Genomic DNA, 15,582 nt, shown 5'->3' on the forward strand with positions numbered 1-15,582 from the left:
GTTTTGCTGATCGATGAAGTACCCGCGATAAAAACACGCAGGAAATGGCATTCAGGCACGCAATATGCGCGCATTTCGCGCCTTCTTCGGGCCTGACCGTCTCCTGTCCCCTTCTTGTTGCGCATGCACCACATAAGGTTGCGGGCGTGCAGCGTGCGGGGATATTTTTATCGTTGCAAGGGAACGATATGGCAAAATGCCAACGCACAAACTTAGACACTGCTCGAAGTCTATACAGCGCGTTTTGTTCCGTAGGGAATGTTATACTTCGAGCAATGTATGACTTGTCTTCGTCTACAGGCTCGCAGTAAACCTGCGGTAATCTCAATTTCGAGAGGAGAAATATGAATAAACTTTCAAAGCTCGCGTTCATTGCAGCTACCGCAGTTATGGCTGCATCGGCCTCGGCACAGTCGGTGCCGGCCTCGCGACAAGCCGTGAATGACAACTGGGTGAACGGTACGGGCGAGTATGTGTGGATGAACGGCACGAACGAACTGTGCTGGCGCGACGCATTCTGGACGCCGGCTACGGCAAACGCGAAGTGCGACGGCGCGCTGGTCGCGCAAGTTGCACCGCCGCCGACGCCGGTCGCTCCGCCGCCGCCTGCTATCACGACGCAGAAGATCACGTATCAAGCTGACGCCCTGTTCGACTTCGACAAGGCTGTTCTGAAGCCGGCTGGCAAGACGGCGCTTGACGACCTGGCATCGAAGATCGGCGCGCTGAACCTCGAAGTCGTGGTTGCAACGGGTTACACCGACCGCATCGGTTCGGACAAGTACAACGATCGTCTGTCGCTGCGCCGTGCGCAAGCTGTGAAGGCTTACCTGGTCAGCAAGGGCATCGAAGCCAACCGTATCTACACGGAAGGCAAGGGCAAGCGCGACCCGGTCACGAAGGGTAGCTGCCAACAGAAGAATCGCAAGCAACTCATCGCTTGCCTCGCACCGGATCGTCGCGTGGAAGTCGAAGTTGTCGGCACGACGCGTCAGCCGCAGCAGTAATAGCAAGCAGGATTGCCGCAGATCAAACCCCCGCCTCGGCGGGGGTTTTTTTATGCCCGAAGCATTTCGCGCATTCGTTTAATGGGCCGCCGATTCAGGTAGGCTTCGGCTATGGCGCGTTTTGCCCGCCCATTGCGTCGCCTATATACTCGGTCCTAATCGATTCACGACTCAAACAAGGCACTCCCGAACATGACCAACGTCGATCCCCACGAACTGCAGAAATTCAGCGAGCTCGCGCATCGCTGGTGGGACCCGAACGCCGAGTTCAAGCCGCTGCATGAACTGAACCCGGTTCGGCTCGACTGGATCGACGCGCACGCGCATCTGATGAGCAAACGCGTTCTCGACATCGGCTGCGGCGGCGGCATTTTGTCCGAGTCGATGGCCACGCGCGGCGCGAACGTCAAAGGCATCGACTTGTCGTCGAGCGCGCTCGGCGTCGCGGATCTGCACAGCCTCGAAAGCGGCGTCGAGGTCGCGTACGAAGAAATCTCGGCGGAAGCGCTCGCCGCGCGCGAACCGGGCTCATACGACGTCGTCACCTGCATGGAGATGCTCGAGCACGTTCCGAATCCCGCGGGCACCGTTGCCGCTTGCGCCGCGCTCGTGAAGCCGGGCGGCTGGGTATTCTTCTCCACGTTGAACCGCAACGCGAAGGCGTATTTGTTCGCCGTCATCGGCGCGGAATACATCGCGCGCATGCTGCCGCGCGGCACGCACGATTACGCGCGCTTTATCAAACCGTCGGAGCTCGCCACGTTCGCGCGCGCCGCCTCGCTCTTGCCCGTCGATATCAAGGGCATCACGTATCGGCCGATCTCCAGGCACTTCGGCCTGTCGAACGACACGAGCATCAACTACATGATGGCTTGCCGCCGCGAAGCCTGACGCCATGACCAACGACGATCCCTTGTCTACGGGCACCATCGATACCACGCCCCTTCCGGAAGACACGAATCCCCTGCCCCAGCGCCTCGCAGAAGGCGATGGCCTCGGGCTGTGCCAGGCCGTGCTGTTCGACCTCGACGGCACGATCGCCGACACCGCGCCCGACCTCGTCGCCGCGGTGAACAAGATGCGGCACGATCGCGGCCTCGAAATGCGCCCGCTCGAAACGTTGCGGCCGTTCGCGTCGGGGGGCGCGCGCGGTCTGCTCGGCGGCGCGTTCGAGATCGGGCCGGAGCATCACGACTTCGCGTCGATGCGCGAGGAATTCCTCGCCAATTACGAAGCCGATTTGTGCATCGAGACAACGCTCTTTCCGGGCATCGCCGAGATACTCGATCAACTCGATGCGCGCGGCGTGCGCTGGGGCATCGTCACGAACAAGGTGACGCGGTTCGCCGCGCCGCTCGTGGCCTTGCTGGGACTCGACACGCGCGCGGGCTGCCTCGTCTGCGGCGACACGACGCCGCATTCGAAGCCGCATCCGGCACCGCTCCTGCACGCGGCCGAGCTGCTGGATGTCGCGCCGGAGCGCATCGTCTATGTCGGCGACGATTTGCGCGACGTGCAGGCCGGTTTCGCGGCTGGCATGATCACCGTGGCGGCAGCCTACGGCTATTGCGGCGACGATATTCCGCCGCGCCGCTGGCACGCCAATCACGTCGTCGATTCGCCTGAGGAGTTGCAGCATCTGCTGCGTGACATCGCCTGACTTGAAAGTCCCGCGATTCGCCTCATATGGCTTTTCGTGGGATAATTTCTCTTCCGCTTGGGGGCGACCTGGTTTCGACAGGGGTTGTGAAGCGGTCAGGGCATACCGAGGACCCGTCACCTCGTTAATCAATGGGAAAAACGTAACTGCAAACGACGATACGTTCGCACTGGCAGCCTAAGGGCTAGCCGTCCTCTCACTAATTCGCTGACGGGTTAGGGTAGCAATACCACGAGAGGTCATATACGTCAGATAAGCTTTGGTGGCGTCACGACGCCCGAGTCGAAAATCTAGTGAATCGCCGTAACGCAGCGTGTTCGTCCGCGTCGTTACGGTTAAATCAAATGACAGAACTAAGTATGTAGAACTGGTCGTAGAGCGCTTCTGGACGCGGGTTCGATTCCCGCCGCCTCCACCAAAACACCCCCGTGAAACCCGCGATCGCGCAAGCATCGCGGGTTTTTCTTTGGCCGCACGGCAGGCACAACGACAGACGAAAAAAAAGCCCCGCACGGGGGCGGGGCAAACATCCTTGAGAGACATAGCGAGGACAGAGACAACCATCGCTACGTCCGAGAGAATAGGCGGCCACGCGCTGCGTTCGTATCGGAGCGGTCCGAATGCTGTTGCTTTGTGTCAATGACCAACAGATCGGAAGCCGGTTTACTCAGAAAACTCCGATTCTCGCCGTCCGAGCCTCAGCCTATTCTGAAGCTGCACTTCGGAACGTCGGCGGTTTGCGGCGGGCCAGGTGTCATTCCAAGTACCTTGGCCTCGCTCCGTGCGAGGTCTTTTTTTTTGCCTTAGTTCGAACCGTCCTGCGGACACTTCAGATTGCAGCCGTTCGGATCGCCGTTATCGCCACGGCGGCGCATGGCCGATTTGCCCTGCTGGTATTTCGCCGACGGTGCCGACGCCGCGAACTGCATCTGCGGATGCTCGTTCAAACGGAATTGGTCCTGCAGCACGCCGCCCGGCACGCCCGGCGAGTTCTGGGCAAAGGCGACGGGAACCATATAGATCGCGCCAGCGACGAGCGCGGCGGAAGAACAAGCAAGCAACGAGAGTTTCATGGCAGTGAAGTCGACAGCAAAGCGTTAGGTTAGCTCAATTCGCCGTCGATGGCAGTTTTGCGTCCGCCCCGCTCTTTTACAGCGTGTTTCCGTTTCAGCCGTGCAGGCCTTCGTCGACATCGACGAGCAAGCCGCAGTGCGCCGGATCGTAGCCCTCCAGATGAGCGACGCTCTCCGTGAAGCCGTCGCTGCGCAAAATGCGCAGCACCGACGCGAGCTGCGCCTCGTCGAGCCGGGCGCGCTCGCACGCGAAGAAGTAATCCTCGTCGATGATCGGGATGAAATCGAGCGCGAAATGATGAGCGGCGGGCTGCACGCCGAAGCCGAGATCGGCCATGCCGCTCGCGACGAACGCGGCGATCGCCGAATGCGTGAGCTCGGTGGTCGCGTAGCCGTTGATTTGATCGGGATCGACGCCCACGCTACGCAACGACAGATCGAGCAGCATGCGCGTGCCCGAACCCGGCTGACGATTGACGAAGCGCACGTCGCCGCGCGCGAGATCGCGCAAGCCGGAAATCTGCTTCGGATTGCCCTTCGGCAGAAACAGCCCTTGAGTGCGGCGTGTGAGCCGGATGAGCTGATGCCTGTTCCGGTCCAGAAACGGCCGATAAATGTCCGCGCAAGTGGAACGGAATTCGCCGATCGGCAAGTGAAAGCCCGCCAGTTCGCACTCGCCGCGCGCGAGGGCGCTCACCGCTTCGGCGCTCTCGCGATATTTGATGTCGACCGGCACGCGTTGATCGCCCAGCGCGCGCACGAGCGCCGCGACCGCGTAACCGTGCGACGCGTGAATCCGCACCTGGCTGACGCCGCCCGCGAGACGCCGGTTCAGCTCGATGGCCACATCGTTCGCCACCGCCTGCAACGGCGTTTCGAGCCGCTCGCCGCACACGCGCTGCGCGCGCAATACCGATTCGCCCAGTTCGGACAGCACCGAGCCGCGACCGCGCGATTTGGTGATGAGCGCACCGCCCAGCCGCGCTTCGATTTCGCGCAACAAACCCCACGCGTGACGATAGGACAAACCCTTAGCGCTCGCGGCGTTCGCGATGCTGCCCGTCTGCGCGACGAGCTTCAAAAGCGGCACAACCGCGCTGAGACTGGTTTCCCGGCCATCCGCATCGCGCAGGATCAGCTCTGCGCGGCATTCGACGTCCACCATATGCACTCCCCCTTCCTATTGCCAAGATATATCACGACGCCTATTGTTCTTTTACAGGCTCGGCACCCGTAATTATATCCGTCCAAATATGTACCAACAAAACATATGCCGAGTGTTGGAGGAGCCCCATGACACATCCGCAGCTTTCCGCCGCTGCATCCGCTGAAATCGTGCGTCGCCACGCAGTACAAGGCGCGACGTTGATGACCATTCTTCACGCCATCCAGGACGAAGTCGGCTATGTGCCGGAGACGGCGATCGCGCCGCTCGCACAAACGCTGTCGCTGTCGCGCGCAGAAGTTCATGGCGTCGTCACGTATTACCATCACTTCCGGTCCGCCCCGCCCGCGCGCGTGACCGTGCAGCTTTGCCGCGCGGAAGCGTGCCGCAGCATGGGCACGGAAGCGCTGAAGGATCACATCGAAGGACACACGGGTTGCCGCTTCGACAGCGGCCATGCCGAAGAGACCGAGCTCGAATCCGTGTTCTGCCTCGGTCAATGCGCGCTCTCCCCGGCGATGACGATCAACGGCGAACTGCACGCGCGCGTGACGCCGGCGAAGTTCGACCGCCTGTATGCAGCGGCGCAGACGAAAGTCGCGGAGGTGACGGCATGACCCGCATCTATGTACCGATCGATTCCGCCGCGCTCGCGCTGGGCGCGGACGCCGTCGCGCAAGCCATCGCGAGCGAAGCGCTGAAGCGCGGCCTCGACGTCCAACTCGTGCGCAACGGCTCGCGCGGCCTCTTCTATCTTGAACCGCTCGTCGAGGTCGAGACGCCGGACGGGCGCATCGGCTATTCGAACGTCGACGTGGAAGACGTCGTCTCGCTCTTCGATGCGGGCTTCCACGAAGGCAGCGCGCATGAAAAGAACGTCGGCATCGTCGATGAGATTCCGTATCTGAAGAACCAGCAGCGTCTGACGTTCGCGCGCATCGGCATTACCGATCCGTTGTCGATCGACGATTACGTCGCGCTCGGCGGACTCCATGGCCTGCGCAACGTGCTCGACATGAACGGCGACGCCGTCTGCGCAGCGCTGCTCGATTCCGGCCTGCGCGGACGCGGCGGCGCGGCGTTTCCGGCGGGCATCAAATGGAAGACCGTGCGCGGCGCGCTGGCGGACCAGAAATACATCGTCTGCAATGCCGACGAAGGCGACTCCGGCACGTTCTCCGACCGCCTCGTCATGGAAAGCGATCCGTACATGCTGATCGAAGGCATGATCATCGCGGGCGTGGCGGTCGGCGCGACCAAGGGCTACATCTATGTGCGCAGCGAGTATCCGCATTCGATCGCGACGCTGAACCGTGCGATCGACAAGGCGCGCGACGCGGGCTGGCTCGGCGCGAGCGTGCTCGGCACGTCGCACGAGTTCGAGCTGTATGTCGCAAAGGGCGCGGGCGCGTACGTGTGCGGCGAGGAAACGGCGCTGCTCGAATCGCTCGAAGGCAAGCGCGGCATCGTGCGCGCGAAGCCGCCGGTTCCCGCGCTCACGGGTCTGTACGGCAAGCCGACGGTCATCAACAACGTCATCACGCTCGCGACGGTGCCGATCATCTTCGCGAAGGGCGCGGCCTTCTATCGCGACTTCGGCATGGGCCGTTCGCGCGGCACGCTGCCCTTCCAGATCGCCGGCAACGTGAAGCAAGGCGGACTCGTCGAACTCGCGTTCGGCGTGACGCTGCGCGAGCTGATCTATACCTACGGCGACGGCACCGCGAGCGGACGTCCCGCGCGCGCGGTGCAAGTCGGCGGTCCGCTCGGCACGTATCTGCCGGAAAGCCAGTGGGATATTCCGCTCGATTACGAGGAGTACGCGAAGGTCGGCGCGGTGGTCGGTCACGGCGGGCTCGTCGTTCACGACGACACATCGAACCTTGCCGAGCTCGCGCAATACGCGATGCACTTCTGCGCGCTCGAATCGTGCGGCAAGTGCACGCCGTGCCGCATCGGCTCGACGCGCGGCGAGGAAGTCATCGCGAAGATTCGCGAGGGCGATACGTCGGTGAAGCAGATCACGCTCTTGCGCGAACTGTGCGACACGATGGTGTCCGGCTCGCTTTGCGCGATGGGCGGCATGACGCCGTTTCCGGTGATGTCCGCGCTCGATCACTTCCCCGAAGATTTCGGCTTGCCCCGCACGCCCGCGCAGAAGGCGGCGTAAAGAAAAGGAGACAAACATGTCCAACACCATCAACGGCTGCGGCTCCGGCAACTGCGCGTGCAAGAGCGCGGCATCGGTGCAGCGCCGCGATCCGTTCGACGAAACCGACTACGGCACGCCGCTGCGTCATGCGGATGTCGACGTGACGCTGGAAATCGACGGCGAAAGCGTCACGGTTCCGGCCGGCACGTCCGTGATGCGCGCCGCGATCGAAGCCGGCGTCAACGTGCCGAAGCTCTGCGCCACCGATTCGCTCGAACCGTGGGGTTCGTGCCGCCTGTGCCTCGTCGAGATCGAAGGCAAGCGCGGCTATCCGGCATCGTGCACGACGCCCGTCGAAGCGGGCATGAAAGTACGCACGCAAAGCGACAAGCTGCAATCGCTGCGCAAGAACGTGATGGAGCTCTATATCTCCGATCACCCGCTCGACTGCCTCACCTGTCCCGCCAACGGCGATTGCGAGTTGCAGGACATGGCGGGCGTCGTCGGCTTGCGCGAAGTGCGCTATGGCTACGAAGGCGCAAACCATCTGAAGGACAAGAAGGACGAGTCGAACCCGTACTTCACCTACGATCCGTCGAAGTGCATCGTCTGCAATCGATGCGTGCGCGCGTGCGAGGAAACGCAAGGCACGTTCGCGTTGACCATCGCCGGACGCGGCTTCGAATCGCGCGTCGCCGCGAGCGAAAACGTGCCGTTCATGGAAAGCGAATGCGTGTCGTGCGGCGCGTGTGTCGCCGCGTGCCCGACCGCGACGCTGCAGGAAAAGAGCGTCATCATGCTCGGCCAGGCGGAGCATTCCGCCATCACGACGTGCGCGTATTGCGGCGTCGGCTGCTCGCTCAAGGCGGAGATGAAGGGCAACACCGTCGTGCGCATGACGCCGAACAAGAACGGCCAGGCGAACGAAGGCCACGCGTGCGTGAAAGGCCGCTTCGCATGGGGTTACGCGACGCACAAGGACCGCATCAAGAAGCCGATGATCCGCGCGAAGATCACCGATCCGTGGCGCGAAGTGTCGTGGGACGAAGCGCTCAACTATGCGGCGAGCGAGTTCCGCCGCATTCAGGACAAGTACGGACGCGATTCGATCGGCGGCATCACGTCGTCGCGCTGCACGAACGAAGAGACGTATCTCGTGCAGAAGCTCGTGCGGGCGGCGTTCGGCAACAACAACGTCGATACCTGCGCGCGCGTCTGCCATTCGCCGACCGGTTACGGCCTCAAGACGACGCTCGGCGAATCGGCGGGCACGCAGACGTTCGCATCGGTGGAACAGTCGGATGTGATCATCGTGATCGGCGCGAATCCGACCGACGGCCATCCCGTCTTCGGCTCGCGGCTGAAGCGGCGCGTGCGTGAAGGCGCGAAGCTGATCGTGATCGATCCGCGCCGCATCGATATCGTCGATACGCCGCACGTCAAGGCGCAGTATCACCTGCAATTGCGCCCCGGCACGAACGTCGCGATGGTTAATTCGCTCGCGCACGTGATCGTCACGGAAGGCTTGCTGAAGGACGATTTCATCGCCGAGCGCTGCGAGGAGCGCGCGTTCGGCCAATGGCGCGATTTCGTCGCGACGGAAGAGAACTCGCCCGAAGCGATGGAAAGCGTCACCGGCGTGCCCGCGAAACTGGTGCGCGAAGCCGCGCGCGTGTACGCGACGGGCGGCAACGGCGCGATCTATTACGGCCTCGGCGTCACGGAGCACGCGCAAGGCTCGACGACGGTCATGGGCATCGCGAACCTCGCGATGGCGACCGGCAATGTCGGCCGTGAAGGCGTCGGCGTGAATCCGCTGCGCGGCCAGAACAACGTGCAGGGCTCGTGCGACATGGGCTCGTTCCCGCACGAGCTGCCGGGCTATCGGCATATCGGCGATGCTGCGACGCGCTCGCTCTTCGAAGAAGCGTGGGATGTGAAGCTGCAGCCGGAACCCGGCCTGCGCATTCCGAACATGTTCGATGCCGCGATGCACGGCACCTTCATGGGCCTTTATTGCCAGGGCGAGGACATCGTTCAGTCGGATCCGAACACGCAGCACGTCGCCGATGCGCTGTCGTCGATGGAATGCATCGTCGTGCAGGACATCTTCCTGAACGAGACGGCGAAGTACGCGCACGTGCTCTTGCCCGGTTCGACCTTCCTCGAAAAGGACGGCACCTTCACCAACGCCGAGCGCCGCATCTCGCGCGTGCGCAAGGTGATGCCGCCGCTCGCGGGCTTCTCCGACTGGGAAGTGACCATCAAGCTTTCGCGCGCGCTCGGCTACGAGATGAACTACGCGAACCCGTCCGAGATCATGGACGAGATCGCGCGTCTCACGCCGACGTTCCACGGTGTCTCGTACGAACGTCTCGACGAGCTCGGCAGCATCCAGTGGCCGTGCAACGAGCGCGCGCCGGACGGCACGCCGACCATGCACATCGACGAATTCGTGCGCGGCAAGGGACGCTTCGTCATTACGAAGTTCGTCGCGACGCCGGAAAAGGTCACGCGCAAATATCCGCTGCTGCTCACGACGGGGCGCATCCTGTCGCAATACAACGTGGGCGCGCAGACGCGTCGTACCGAAAACTCGCAATGGCACGACGAGGATCGCCTGGAGATCCATCCGGTCGACGCGGAAGATCGCGGCATCAAGATGGACGACTGGGTCGGCATCGAGTCGCGCGCGGGGCAGACCGTGTTGCGCGCGAAGATCTCGGAGCGCATGCAGCCGGGCGTCGTCTATACGACGTTCCACTTCCCCGAGTCGGGCGCGAACGTCATCACGACGGATTCTTCCGACTGGGCGACGAACTGTCCGGAGTACAAGGTGACGGCGGTGCAGGTGATGCCGGTCGAGCAGCCGTCGCAATGGCAGAAGGAGTATTCGCGCTTCAACACGCAGCAGCTCGAACTGCTCAACCTCGCCACGACTTCTTCAGGAAAATAAGCAATGGATGTCGATAACCTGATCGAGATGGCGAACCGCATCGGCGAATTCTTCGATTCGATGCCGGACCGCCCCGAAGCCGTCGATAGCGTCGCGGACCACATCCGCCGGTTCTGGGAGCCGCGCATGCGGCTCGCGATTCTCGCCGCGCTCGACAATCCGGAAGCGAGCGCGACGATGGAGCCGATCGTGCGCGAGGCGCTCAGTCTGCATCGAATAGATCTGACGCCGAAAGCTGCGACCGCCTGAAACTCCTCGAAGCCCTGCACCGCAGGGCTTTTTCAATCCTCCCGATACTCGCGTTGCGGCTGCCGCTCGATGTTCGTCTCCTGCGCGCCGAACCACGTTTCGCAGTGACGCAAGAGCGCGTGCACATCCGACGGCGCCCGCCCGCGCGCCGCGATATAGCCATCGGGACGCACGAGATAGAACGCGGGGCGCGTGCGGCCATAGTTGTCGGTGAGCGAGTTCGCGCCGTCGCCTTGCGTATCGGTGATGCGCCACACGCGCACCGCGTTCGGCAGGATCGCTTCGACGGACTGCGCGAGGCCGTCGAGATCGGGATCGCGCATCGCGTGGGCGACGGTGATCGTCGCGGGCGCGAGCGCGATATCGTCCTCGCCCGACGGATTCACCAGCAGAAACAGCGAGAAGCAGCCGGGATCGTGCAGATCGTAAAGACAGCCCACGCCCGGCAAACGCCCGAGCGGCCCGTCGACGACATGCACACGCGCATCGGGCGCGCGCTCGCCCGCGCGCGGACCGCCGTCGAGCAGACGCTCCAGCGTGAGCGGACTCTTGCGATAGTTGATCGACAGCTCGCTGACCGTGCGCCGCATCGCGTCGCGCAACGGACCGATCGCGGCGAGCGCGGGCATCACGTGATCGCGCATCAGCTTCATCGGGCCATGCTCGGCGCCGGCCATCTGCGTGAGCATGCTCGATTGGCGCAGCACGTCGCGCTCGATCGGATGCCGCTCCATGTGATAAGTGTCGAGCAGCCGCTCGGGCGCGTTGCCCGCGAGCATGCGAGCGATCTTCCAGCCGAGATTGAACGCTTCCTGAATGCCGGTGTTCATGCCCTGCGCGCCGGCGGGACTATGCACGTGCGCCGAATCGCCGGCCAGGAACACGCGCTCCACGCGAAGCTTGTCGACCATGCGGCTATTCAGATGAAAGTACGACGACCACGTCATGTTCGACAGCGCGATCTTGTGATGCACGCGCCGCTCGACGAGCGCGCGGCATTCGTCGAGCGTCGGGCCGGCTTTCGCGCCGGCCGCGTTGACCGCGCTTGCGGCAGGCGCGGGCAGATCGGCGATCAGGCGCGCGCGGTCGCCGCCCATCGGAAAGAGCGCGGCCAAGCCTTCGCCCGAGGCGAAGATGTGAAATTCGTCGTCGGGCCAGTCGGAGTCCGCATCGAGATCGGCGAGCAGGTACGTTTGATCGAACGTCTTGCCGTCGAAACCGATGCCGAGCCGATGCCGCACGAAACTGTGCGCGCCGTCCGCGGCGATCAGATACGAAGGCCGCAGCAGCTCGTCGCGCCCGTTCGGATGGCGCAGCGTCGCGTGCAGACCGGCGGAGCCTTGCGACACATCGACCACTTCGACACCGCGCTCGATATCGACGCGACAGCCCGCCAGATGCTCGGCGAGCAGACGTTCGGTCTGGGACTGTTCGAGAAAGAGCAGATACGGATAACGCGTCTGCAGCGGATCGAAATCGAGGCGCGCGAGGCGCTGGCCGTTGGAATAGAGATTCGCGACGCGCGCGCGATGGCCGAGCTCGAGAAACGGCTTGACGACGCGATGCTGTTCGAAGAGTTCGAGCGTGCGCGCCTGAATGCCGATCGCGCGTGAATGCGGCGACGGCTCGCGCGCGCGGTCGACGAGCCTCACCGGAATGTGCGCGCGCGCGAGACTCATCGCGGCGGCGAGGCCCGTCGGACCGGCGCCGACGATGAGAACGGGCGCCACGTCCAGCTTGTCGTTCGGATTCAGCTTTGGCGCGAACATGCAGTCGGTCCTCCCTGAAACGTCACGCGCTCTAGTGTACGCCCGCGAACCGCTCGCTCAGTGGGCGTGGCCGCGCTCGCTGAACACGCACGCCTGGCATGCCTCGCCGAACTCGACCTGCACGGTCGCGTGATGCATCGAATATTCGCTGCGCAAGGTCGTGACGACGTCCTGCACGAACGCATCGCCGGGATGGCCTTGCGGCATCACGAGATGCACGGTGAGCGCGTTTTCGGTCGTCGAGAGCGCCCAGACGTGCAGGTCGTGGACGTCGCGCACGCCGGGAAGCCCGGTCAGATATCGCTCGATGCGCGACATGTCGACCGAAGGCGGAACGGCGGCCATCGCGAGGCGCATCGCGTCGCGCCCGAGTCCCCAGGTGCCGTAGACGATCACCGACACGACGATCAGGCTCATCAGCGGATCGAGCCAGCTCGCGCCCGTGAACAGGATGATGAGGCCGCTCACCGCGACGGCGGCGGAGATGGCGGCATCGGCGGCCATGTGCAGAAACGCACCGCGCACGTTGAGGTCTTCCTTGCTGCCGTGCATGAAGAGCCACGCGGAAAAGCCGTTCACGACCATGCCGAGCGTCGCGACGATGAACACGTCGAGGCCCGCGACGGGCGCCGGGTTGAAGAGACGCTCGATCGCTTCTAGGACGATCGCGCCGCACGCGAACAGCAGGAGCGCGGCGTTGGCGAGCGACGCCAGAATCGACGAGCTGCCGAGACCGAACGTATAGCGCGCGTTCGGCCGGCGCTTGCCGAGCCACACGGCGCCCCACGCGAGCAGCAGGCCGAGCACATCGGAGAGATTGTGGCCGGCGTCGGCGAGCAGCGCGGTCGAATGCGCGAGAAAGCCGTAGATGGCCTGCACGATCACGATCAGCAGATTCAGGCCGACCGCGAGCGCGAACGTGCGGCCCTGCCCTTCCTGCGGCGCGTGATGATGGTGATGTCCATGTCCGCCGTGCCCGTGCCCGTGCCCGTGCTCGTGCTCGTGCCCGTCGTGATGCTCGTGTTTGTCGTGCTGATGCGTGCTCATCGGCGTGCTCGTTGTTCGGTGAGTGTCATTCGATGTCCGCGGCATCGGCCTGCGGCTCCGCGATGTGCTCTCGCAGCTCGGCGAGCATCGTGCTGATATGGCGATCCGCCGCCACGTAGAAAACCTGCTTGCCCTGGCGTTCGGCCCGCACGATTCGCGCCGCGCGCAAGAGCCGCAGATGATGGCTCACCAGCGACGCGGACAACCCGAGCAACTCCGCGATCGCCCCCACCGCGCGCTTGCGTTCGACGCATGCGAGCACGATGCGCAGGCGCGTCGGGTCGCCGAGCAGACGGAACAGATCGGCGAGCGGCACGACGCGGTCATCGGAAGTGATCGGGACGGCGGCGGAAGAATCGGAAACCGGATCGGAAGCCACGGACATCGTCAACATATGAATAGATGTTCATATGTTAAGTGCCATCGCCGCAACAAGTCAACGTCGCTTTGACAGGGCGCTGTCGCCGGTGTGGGAAAATGCGAGGTTTGCTTTTCCGGGACAGCAGTTTCCCCGTCATGGACACCGTATTCGCCCGCGGTTTCGCGGCCCATCGCGTCGGTCGCCTGACCGACGCGGAGCGCGACTATCAGGCCGCGCTCGCCGCCGAACCCCATCATGTCGACGCCTTGCACTATCTCGGCGTGCTGCGCCATCAACAGGGCCAGCACGCGGAAGCGGCCGAGCTCGTGCGCCGCGCGGTCGACCTGCGCCCGACCGATGCCGGCCTGCAGCTCAATCTCGGCAACGCGCTGAAGGCGCTCGGCCGTCTCGACGACGCGATCGAGCGCTTTCGCAACGCGCTCACGCTCGCGCCGGGCTTTCCGCTCGCGCAGTACAACCTCGGCAACGCTTACACGGCGGCCGGCCGTCACGAAGACGCCGCCGACGCGTTCGAAAAGGCGCTGCGCCTGCAGCCGAACGACGCCGCCGCGTGGAACAACTTCGGCAACTCGCTTTCCGCGCTGCAGCGCTTCAAGGACGCCGCGCAGGCGTTCAGGCGCGCGCTCGCGCTGCGTCCCCGTCATGCCGGCGCGCACAACAATCTCGGCATGGCGTTGAACGCGCTCGGCGATACCCTCGGCGCGATCGCGCACTTTCGCGCCGCGCTCGACGCCGAGCCCAACTACGTCGCCGCGCACTTCAATCTCGGCAATCTCCTCGAAACGCACGGCCATCCGGAAGACGCGCTGCCAGCGCTGCAGAAAGCCGTCGCCTTGCATCCGCATTTCGCGCCGGGCTATTTCGGGCTTGGTCACGCGCTCGCGAAGCTGGGCCGTCACGATGACGCCATCGCGCACTTCGAGCGCGCGGTCGGGCTCGATCCGAAATACGGCGTCGCCTGGCTGTGCCTCGGCAACGCGCGGCTTGCGCTCGGCGCGCATCAGGCGGCGCTGCGCGCATTCGACGAAGCGTTGCGCATCGATCCTTCGATGCCCGCCGCGCATCTGAACCGGGCGCTGGCCCTGCTCGCCATCGGCGATTACGCGCGCGGTCTCGCCGGTTACGAGTGGCGTCTGCAGACGCCCGGCAGCGAGCCGCCGCCGCGCCTGCCACGCTGGAACGGCGAACCGATGCCGGGCCGCACGCTGCTCGTGCGCGCCGAGCAGGGCTTTGGCGACACCTTGCAGTTCGCGCGTTTCGTGCCGTTCGCGGCGAAGCTCGCCGGCAAGCTGGTGCTCGAAGTGCAGCCCACGCTCGTGCCGCTGCTCGCGCCTGCCGCGCATGCCGCGCGCCTGGAACTGAAGAGCAAGTCCGATGGCGTCCCGGTGCACGCCGACGCGTTCTGTCCGCTGTTAAGCCTGCCGCTCGCGCTCGGCATGACCGCGCTCGACGCGATCCCGGCGCGCGCGCCCTATCTCGTCGTGCCCGCCGAATACCGACGCAAGTGGCGCGGCTCGATCGGTGGCCAGCACAAGCGCAAGATCGGCATCGCCTGGTCCGGACGGATGCAGCCGGGCGAAACGCGCTCGATCCCTGTCGCCGAGCTCGCGCCGCTGTTCGCGCTCGAAGGCATCGACTGGGTCGTGCTGCAGCCGTTCGTCACGGGCCGCGAGCGTGACTTGCTGGGCGCGCATCCGAACGCGGCATCGATTCATCTGCTGGAAAACCGGCTCGAAAACTTCGCCGATACGGGCGCGATCGTCGATCGGCTCGACGCCGTCGTCTCCGTCGATACGTCCGTCGCGCACCTCGCGGGCGCGCTCGGCAAGCCGCTCTGGGTAATGCTGCCGTTCGCCGCCGACTGGCGCTGGGGCATCGGCAGCGCCGAATGCGTGTGGTATCCGGGCGCGCGGCTCGTGCGTCAGCGCGCGCCGGGGCAATGGCGCGAAGTCATCGACGACACCGCGGCGGCGCTTGCGGCGCTTCCCGCATAAAAAATCCCCGCTTCATGAACTGACCCCGCAAAGTTGGACAGTTTTGGGCTAGGCCGCTAAGGGCTGAGTTCTGTACATCACAGGACTCAGCCCTTTCAGCTTCAGCTTGATGCGGTGGTGATTGTAGT

General features: G+C 64.2%; 14 protein-coding genes and 1 other RNA gene. 9 read left to right on the top strand and 6 right to left on the bottom strand.

Annotation, left to right across the window (positions count from 1 at the left end; all coding sequences use genetic code 11):
• Positions 1 to 344: 344 nt before the first annotated feature.
• The 4 genes from ompA to ssrA all read left to right on the top strand — a co-directional run bounded on the left by ompA (position 345) and on the right by ssrA (position 3,085).
• The gene (gene ompA, locus QCE49_RS09770) at positions 345 to 1,007 is read left to right on the top strand and encodes an outer membrane protein OmpA (RefSeq protein ID WP_033537188.1); all 663 of its coding nucleotides are present in this window, start codon (positions 345 to 347) and stop codon (positions 1,005 to 1,007) included.
• A gap of 192 nt (positions 1,008 to 1,199) precedes the next feature.
• On the top strand, positions 1,200 to 1,898 hold the full coding sequence (gene ubiG, locus QCE49_RS09775; RefSeq protein WP_008342396.1) for a bifunctional 2-polyprenyl-6-hydroxyphenol methylase/3-demethylubiquinol 3-O-methyltransferase UbiG: 699 nt from the start codon (positions 1,200 to 1,202) through the stop codon (positions 1,896 to 1,898).
• Between the two features lie 4 nt (positions 1,899 to 1,902).
• Entirely contained in the window at positions 1,903 to 2,667 is a 765-nt protein-coding gene (gene gph / locus QCE49_RS09780) for a phosphoglycolate phosphatase (protein ID WP_008342397.1), read from the top strand.
• Between the two features lie 59 nt (positions 2,668 to 2,726).
• Positions 2,727 to 3,085: a transfer-messenger RNA gene (gene ssrA, locus QCE49_RS09785) on the top strand.
• A 385-nt stretch (positions 3,086 to 3,470) separates the two neighbouring features.
• On the opposite strand, the gene QCE49_RS09790 is transcribed toward ssrA, so the two are convergent.
• Both QCE49_RS09790 and QCE49_RS09795 read right to left on the bottom strand, forming a co-directional pair.
• A complete protein-coding gene (locus tag QCE49_RS09790) occupies positions 3,471 to 3,740 on the bottom strand; it encodes a hypothetical protein (protein ID WP_008342435.1) in 270 nt (89 codons plus the stop codon).
• A 94-nt stretch (positions 3,741 to 3,834) separates the two neighbouring features.
• Positions 3,835 to 4,905 (bottom strand): substrate-binding domain-containing protein, encoded by a 1,071-nt coding sequence (locus QCE49_RS09795; protein WP_008342436.1) that lies wholly within the window; start codon positions 4,903 to 4,905, stop codon positions 3,835 to 3,837.
• Between the two features lie 128 nt (positions 4,906 to 5,033).
• On the opposite strand from QCE49_RS09795, the gene QCE49_RS09800 reads away from it, so the two are divergent.
• The 4 genes from QCE49_RS09800 to QCE49_RS09815 are packed head-to-tail and all read left to right on the top strand — an operon-like array spanning position 5,034 to position 10,262.
• Positions 5,034 to 5,522: an NAD(P)H-dependent oxidoreductase subunit E gene (locus QCE49_RS09800; RefSeq protein WP_008342437.1), complete on the top strand. Its 489-nt coding sequence runs from the start codon at positions 5,034 to 5,036 to the stop codon at positions 5,520 to 5,522.
• Entirely contained in the window at positions 5,519 to 7,075 is a 1,557-nt protein-coding gene (locus tag QCE49_RS09805) for an NADH-quinone oxidoreductase subunit NuoF (RefSeq protein WP_034472717.1), read from the top strand. The genes QCE49_RS09800 and QCE49_RS09805 overlap by 4 nt, the downstream gene beginning before the upstream one ends.
• A 16-nt stretch (positions 7,076 to 7,091) precedes the next feature.
• Positions 7,092 to 10,013 (top strand): formate dehydrogenase subunit alpha, encoded by a 2,922-nt coding sequence (gene fdhF, locus QCE49_RS09810; RefSeq protein WP_034472719.1) that lies wholly within the window; start codon positions 7,092 to 7,094, stop codon positions 10,011 to 10,013.
• A 3-nt stretch (positions 10,014 to 10,016) separates the two neighbouring features.
• Entirely contained in the window at positions 10,017 to 10,262 is a 246-nt protein-coding gene (locus tag QCE49_RS09815) for a formate dehydrogenase subunit delta (protein ID WP_008342440.1), read from the top strand.
• A 32-nt stretch (positions 10,263 to 10,294) separates the two neighbouring features.
• Here QCE49_RS09815 and QCE49_RS09820 read toward each other — a convergent pair whose 3' ends face one another.
• From QCE49_RS09820 to QCE49_RS09830, 3 genes are read right to left on the bottom strand one after another with little or no spacing between them, the layout of a single operon-like run.
• Positions 10,295 to 12,031 (bottom strand): FAD-dependent monooxygenase, encoded by a 1,737-nt coding sequence (locus tag QCE49_RS09820; RefSeq protein ID WP_051996560.1) that lies wholly within the window; start codon positions 12,029 to 12,031, stop codon positions 10,295 to 10,297.
• Positions 12,032 to 12,088: 57 nt separating this feature from the next.
• A complete protein-coding gene (locus QCE49_RS09825; protein ID WP_250460411.1) occupies positions 12,089 to 13,078 on the bottom strand; it encodes a cation diffusion facilitator family transporter in 990 nt (329 codons plus the stop codon).
• Between the two features lie 25 nt (positions 13,079 to 13,103).
• Complete coding sequence (locus QCE49_RS09830) at positions 13,104 to 13,463, bottom strand: helix-turn-helix transcriptional regulator (RefSeq protein WP_085955275.1); 360 nt, start codon at positions 13,461 to 13,463, stop codon at positions 13,104 to 13,106.
• A 131-nt stretch (positions 13,464 to 13,594) separates the two neighbouring features.
• Here QCE49_RS09830 and QCE49_RS09835 point away from each other — a divergent pair, with 131 nt between their 5' ends.
• On the top strand, positions 13,595 to 15,454 hold the full coding sequence (locus tag QCE49_RS09835) for a tetratricopeptide repeat protein (protein WP_250460409.1): 1,860 nt from the start codon (positions 13,595 to 13,597) through the stop codon (positions 15,452 to 15,454).
• Positions 15,455 to 15,502: 48 nt separating this feature from the next.
• Here the strand turns inward: QCE49_RS09835 and QCE49_RS09840 are convergent.
• Positions 15,503 to 15,582: IS3 family transposase (locus QCE49_RS09840; protein ID WP_309806065.1), on the bottom strand; the 80-nt coding region annotated here is incomplete at its 5' end.

This window comes from Caballeronia sp. LZ008 (assembly GCF_031451435.1).
Taxonomy (GTDB): domain Bacteria; phylum Pseudomonadota; class Gammaproteobacteria; order Burkholderiales; family Burkholderiaceae; genus Caballeronia; species Caballeronia zhejiangensis.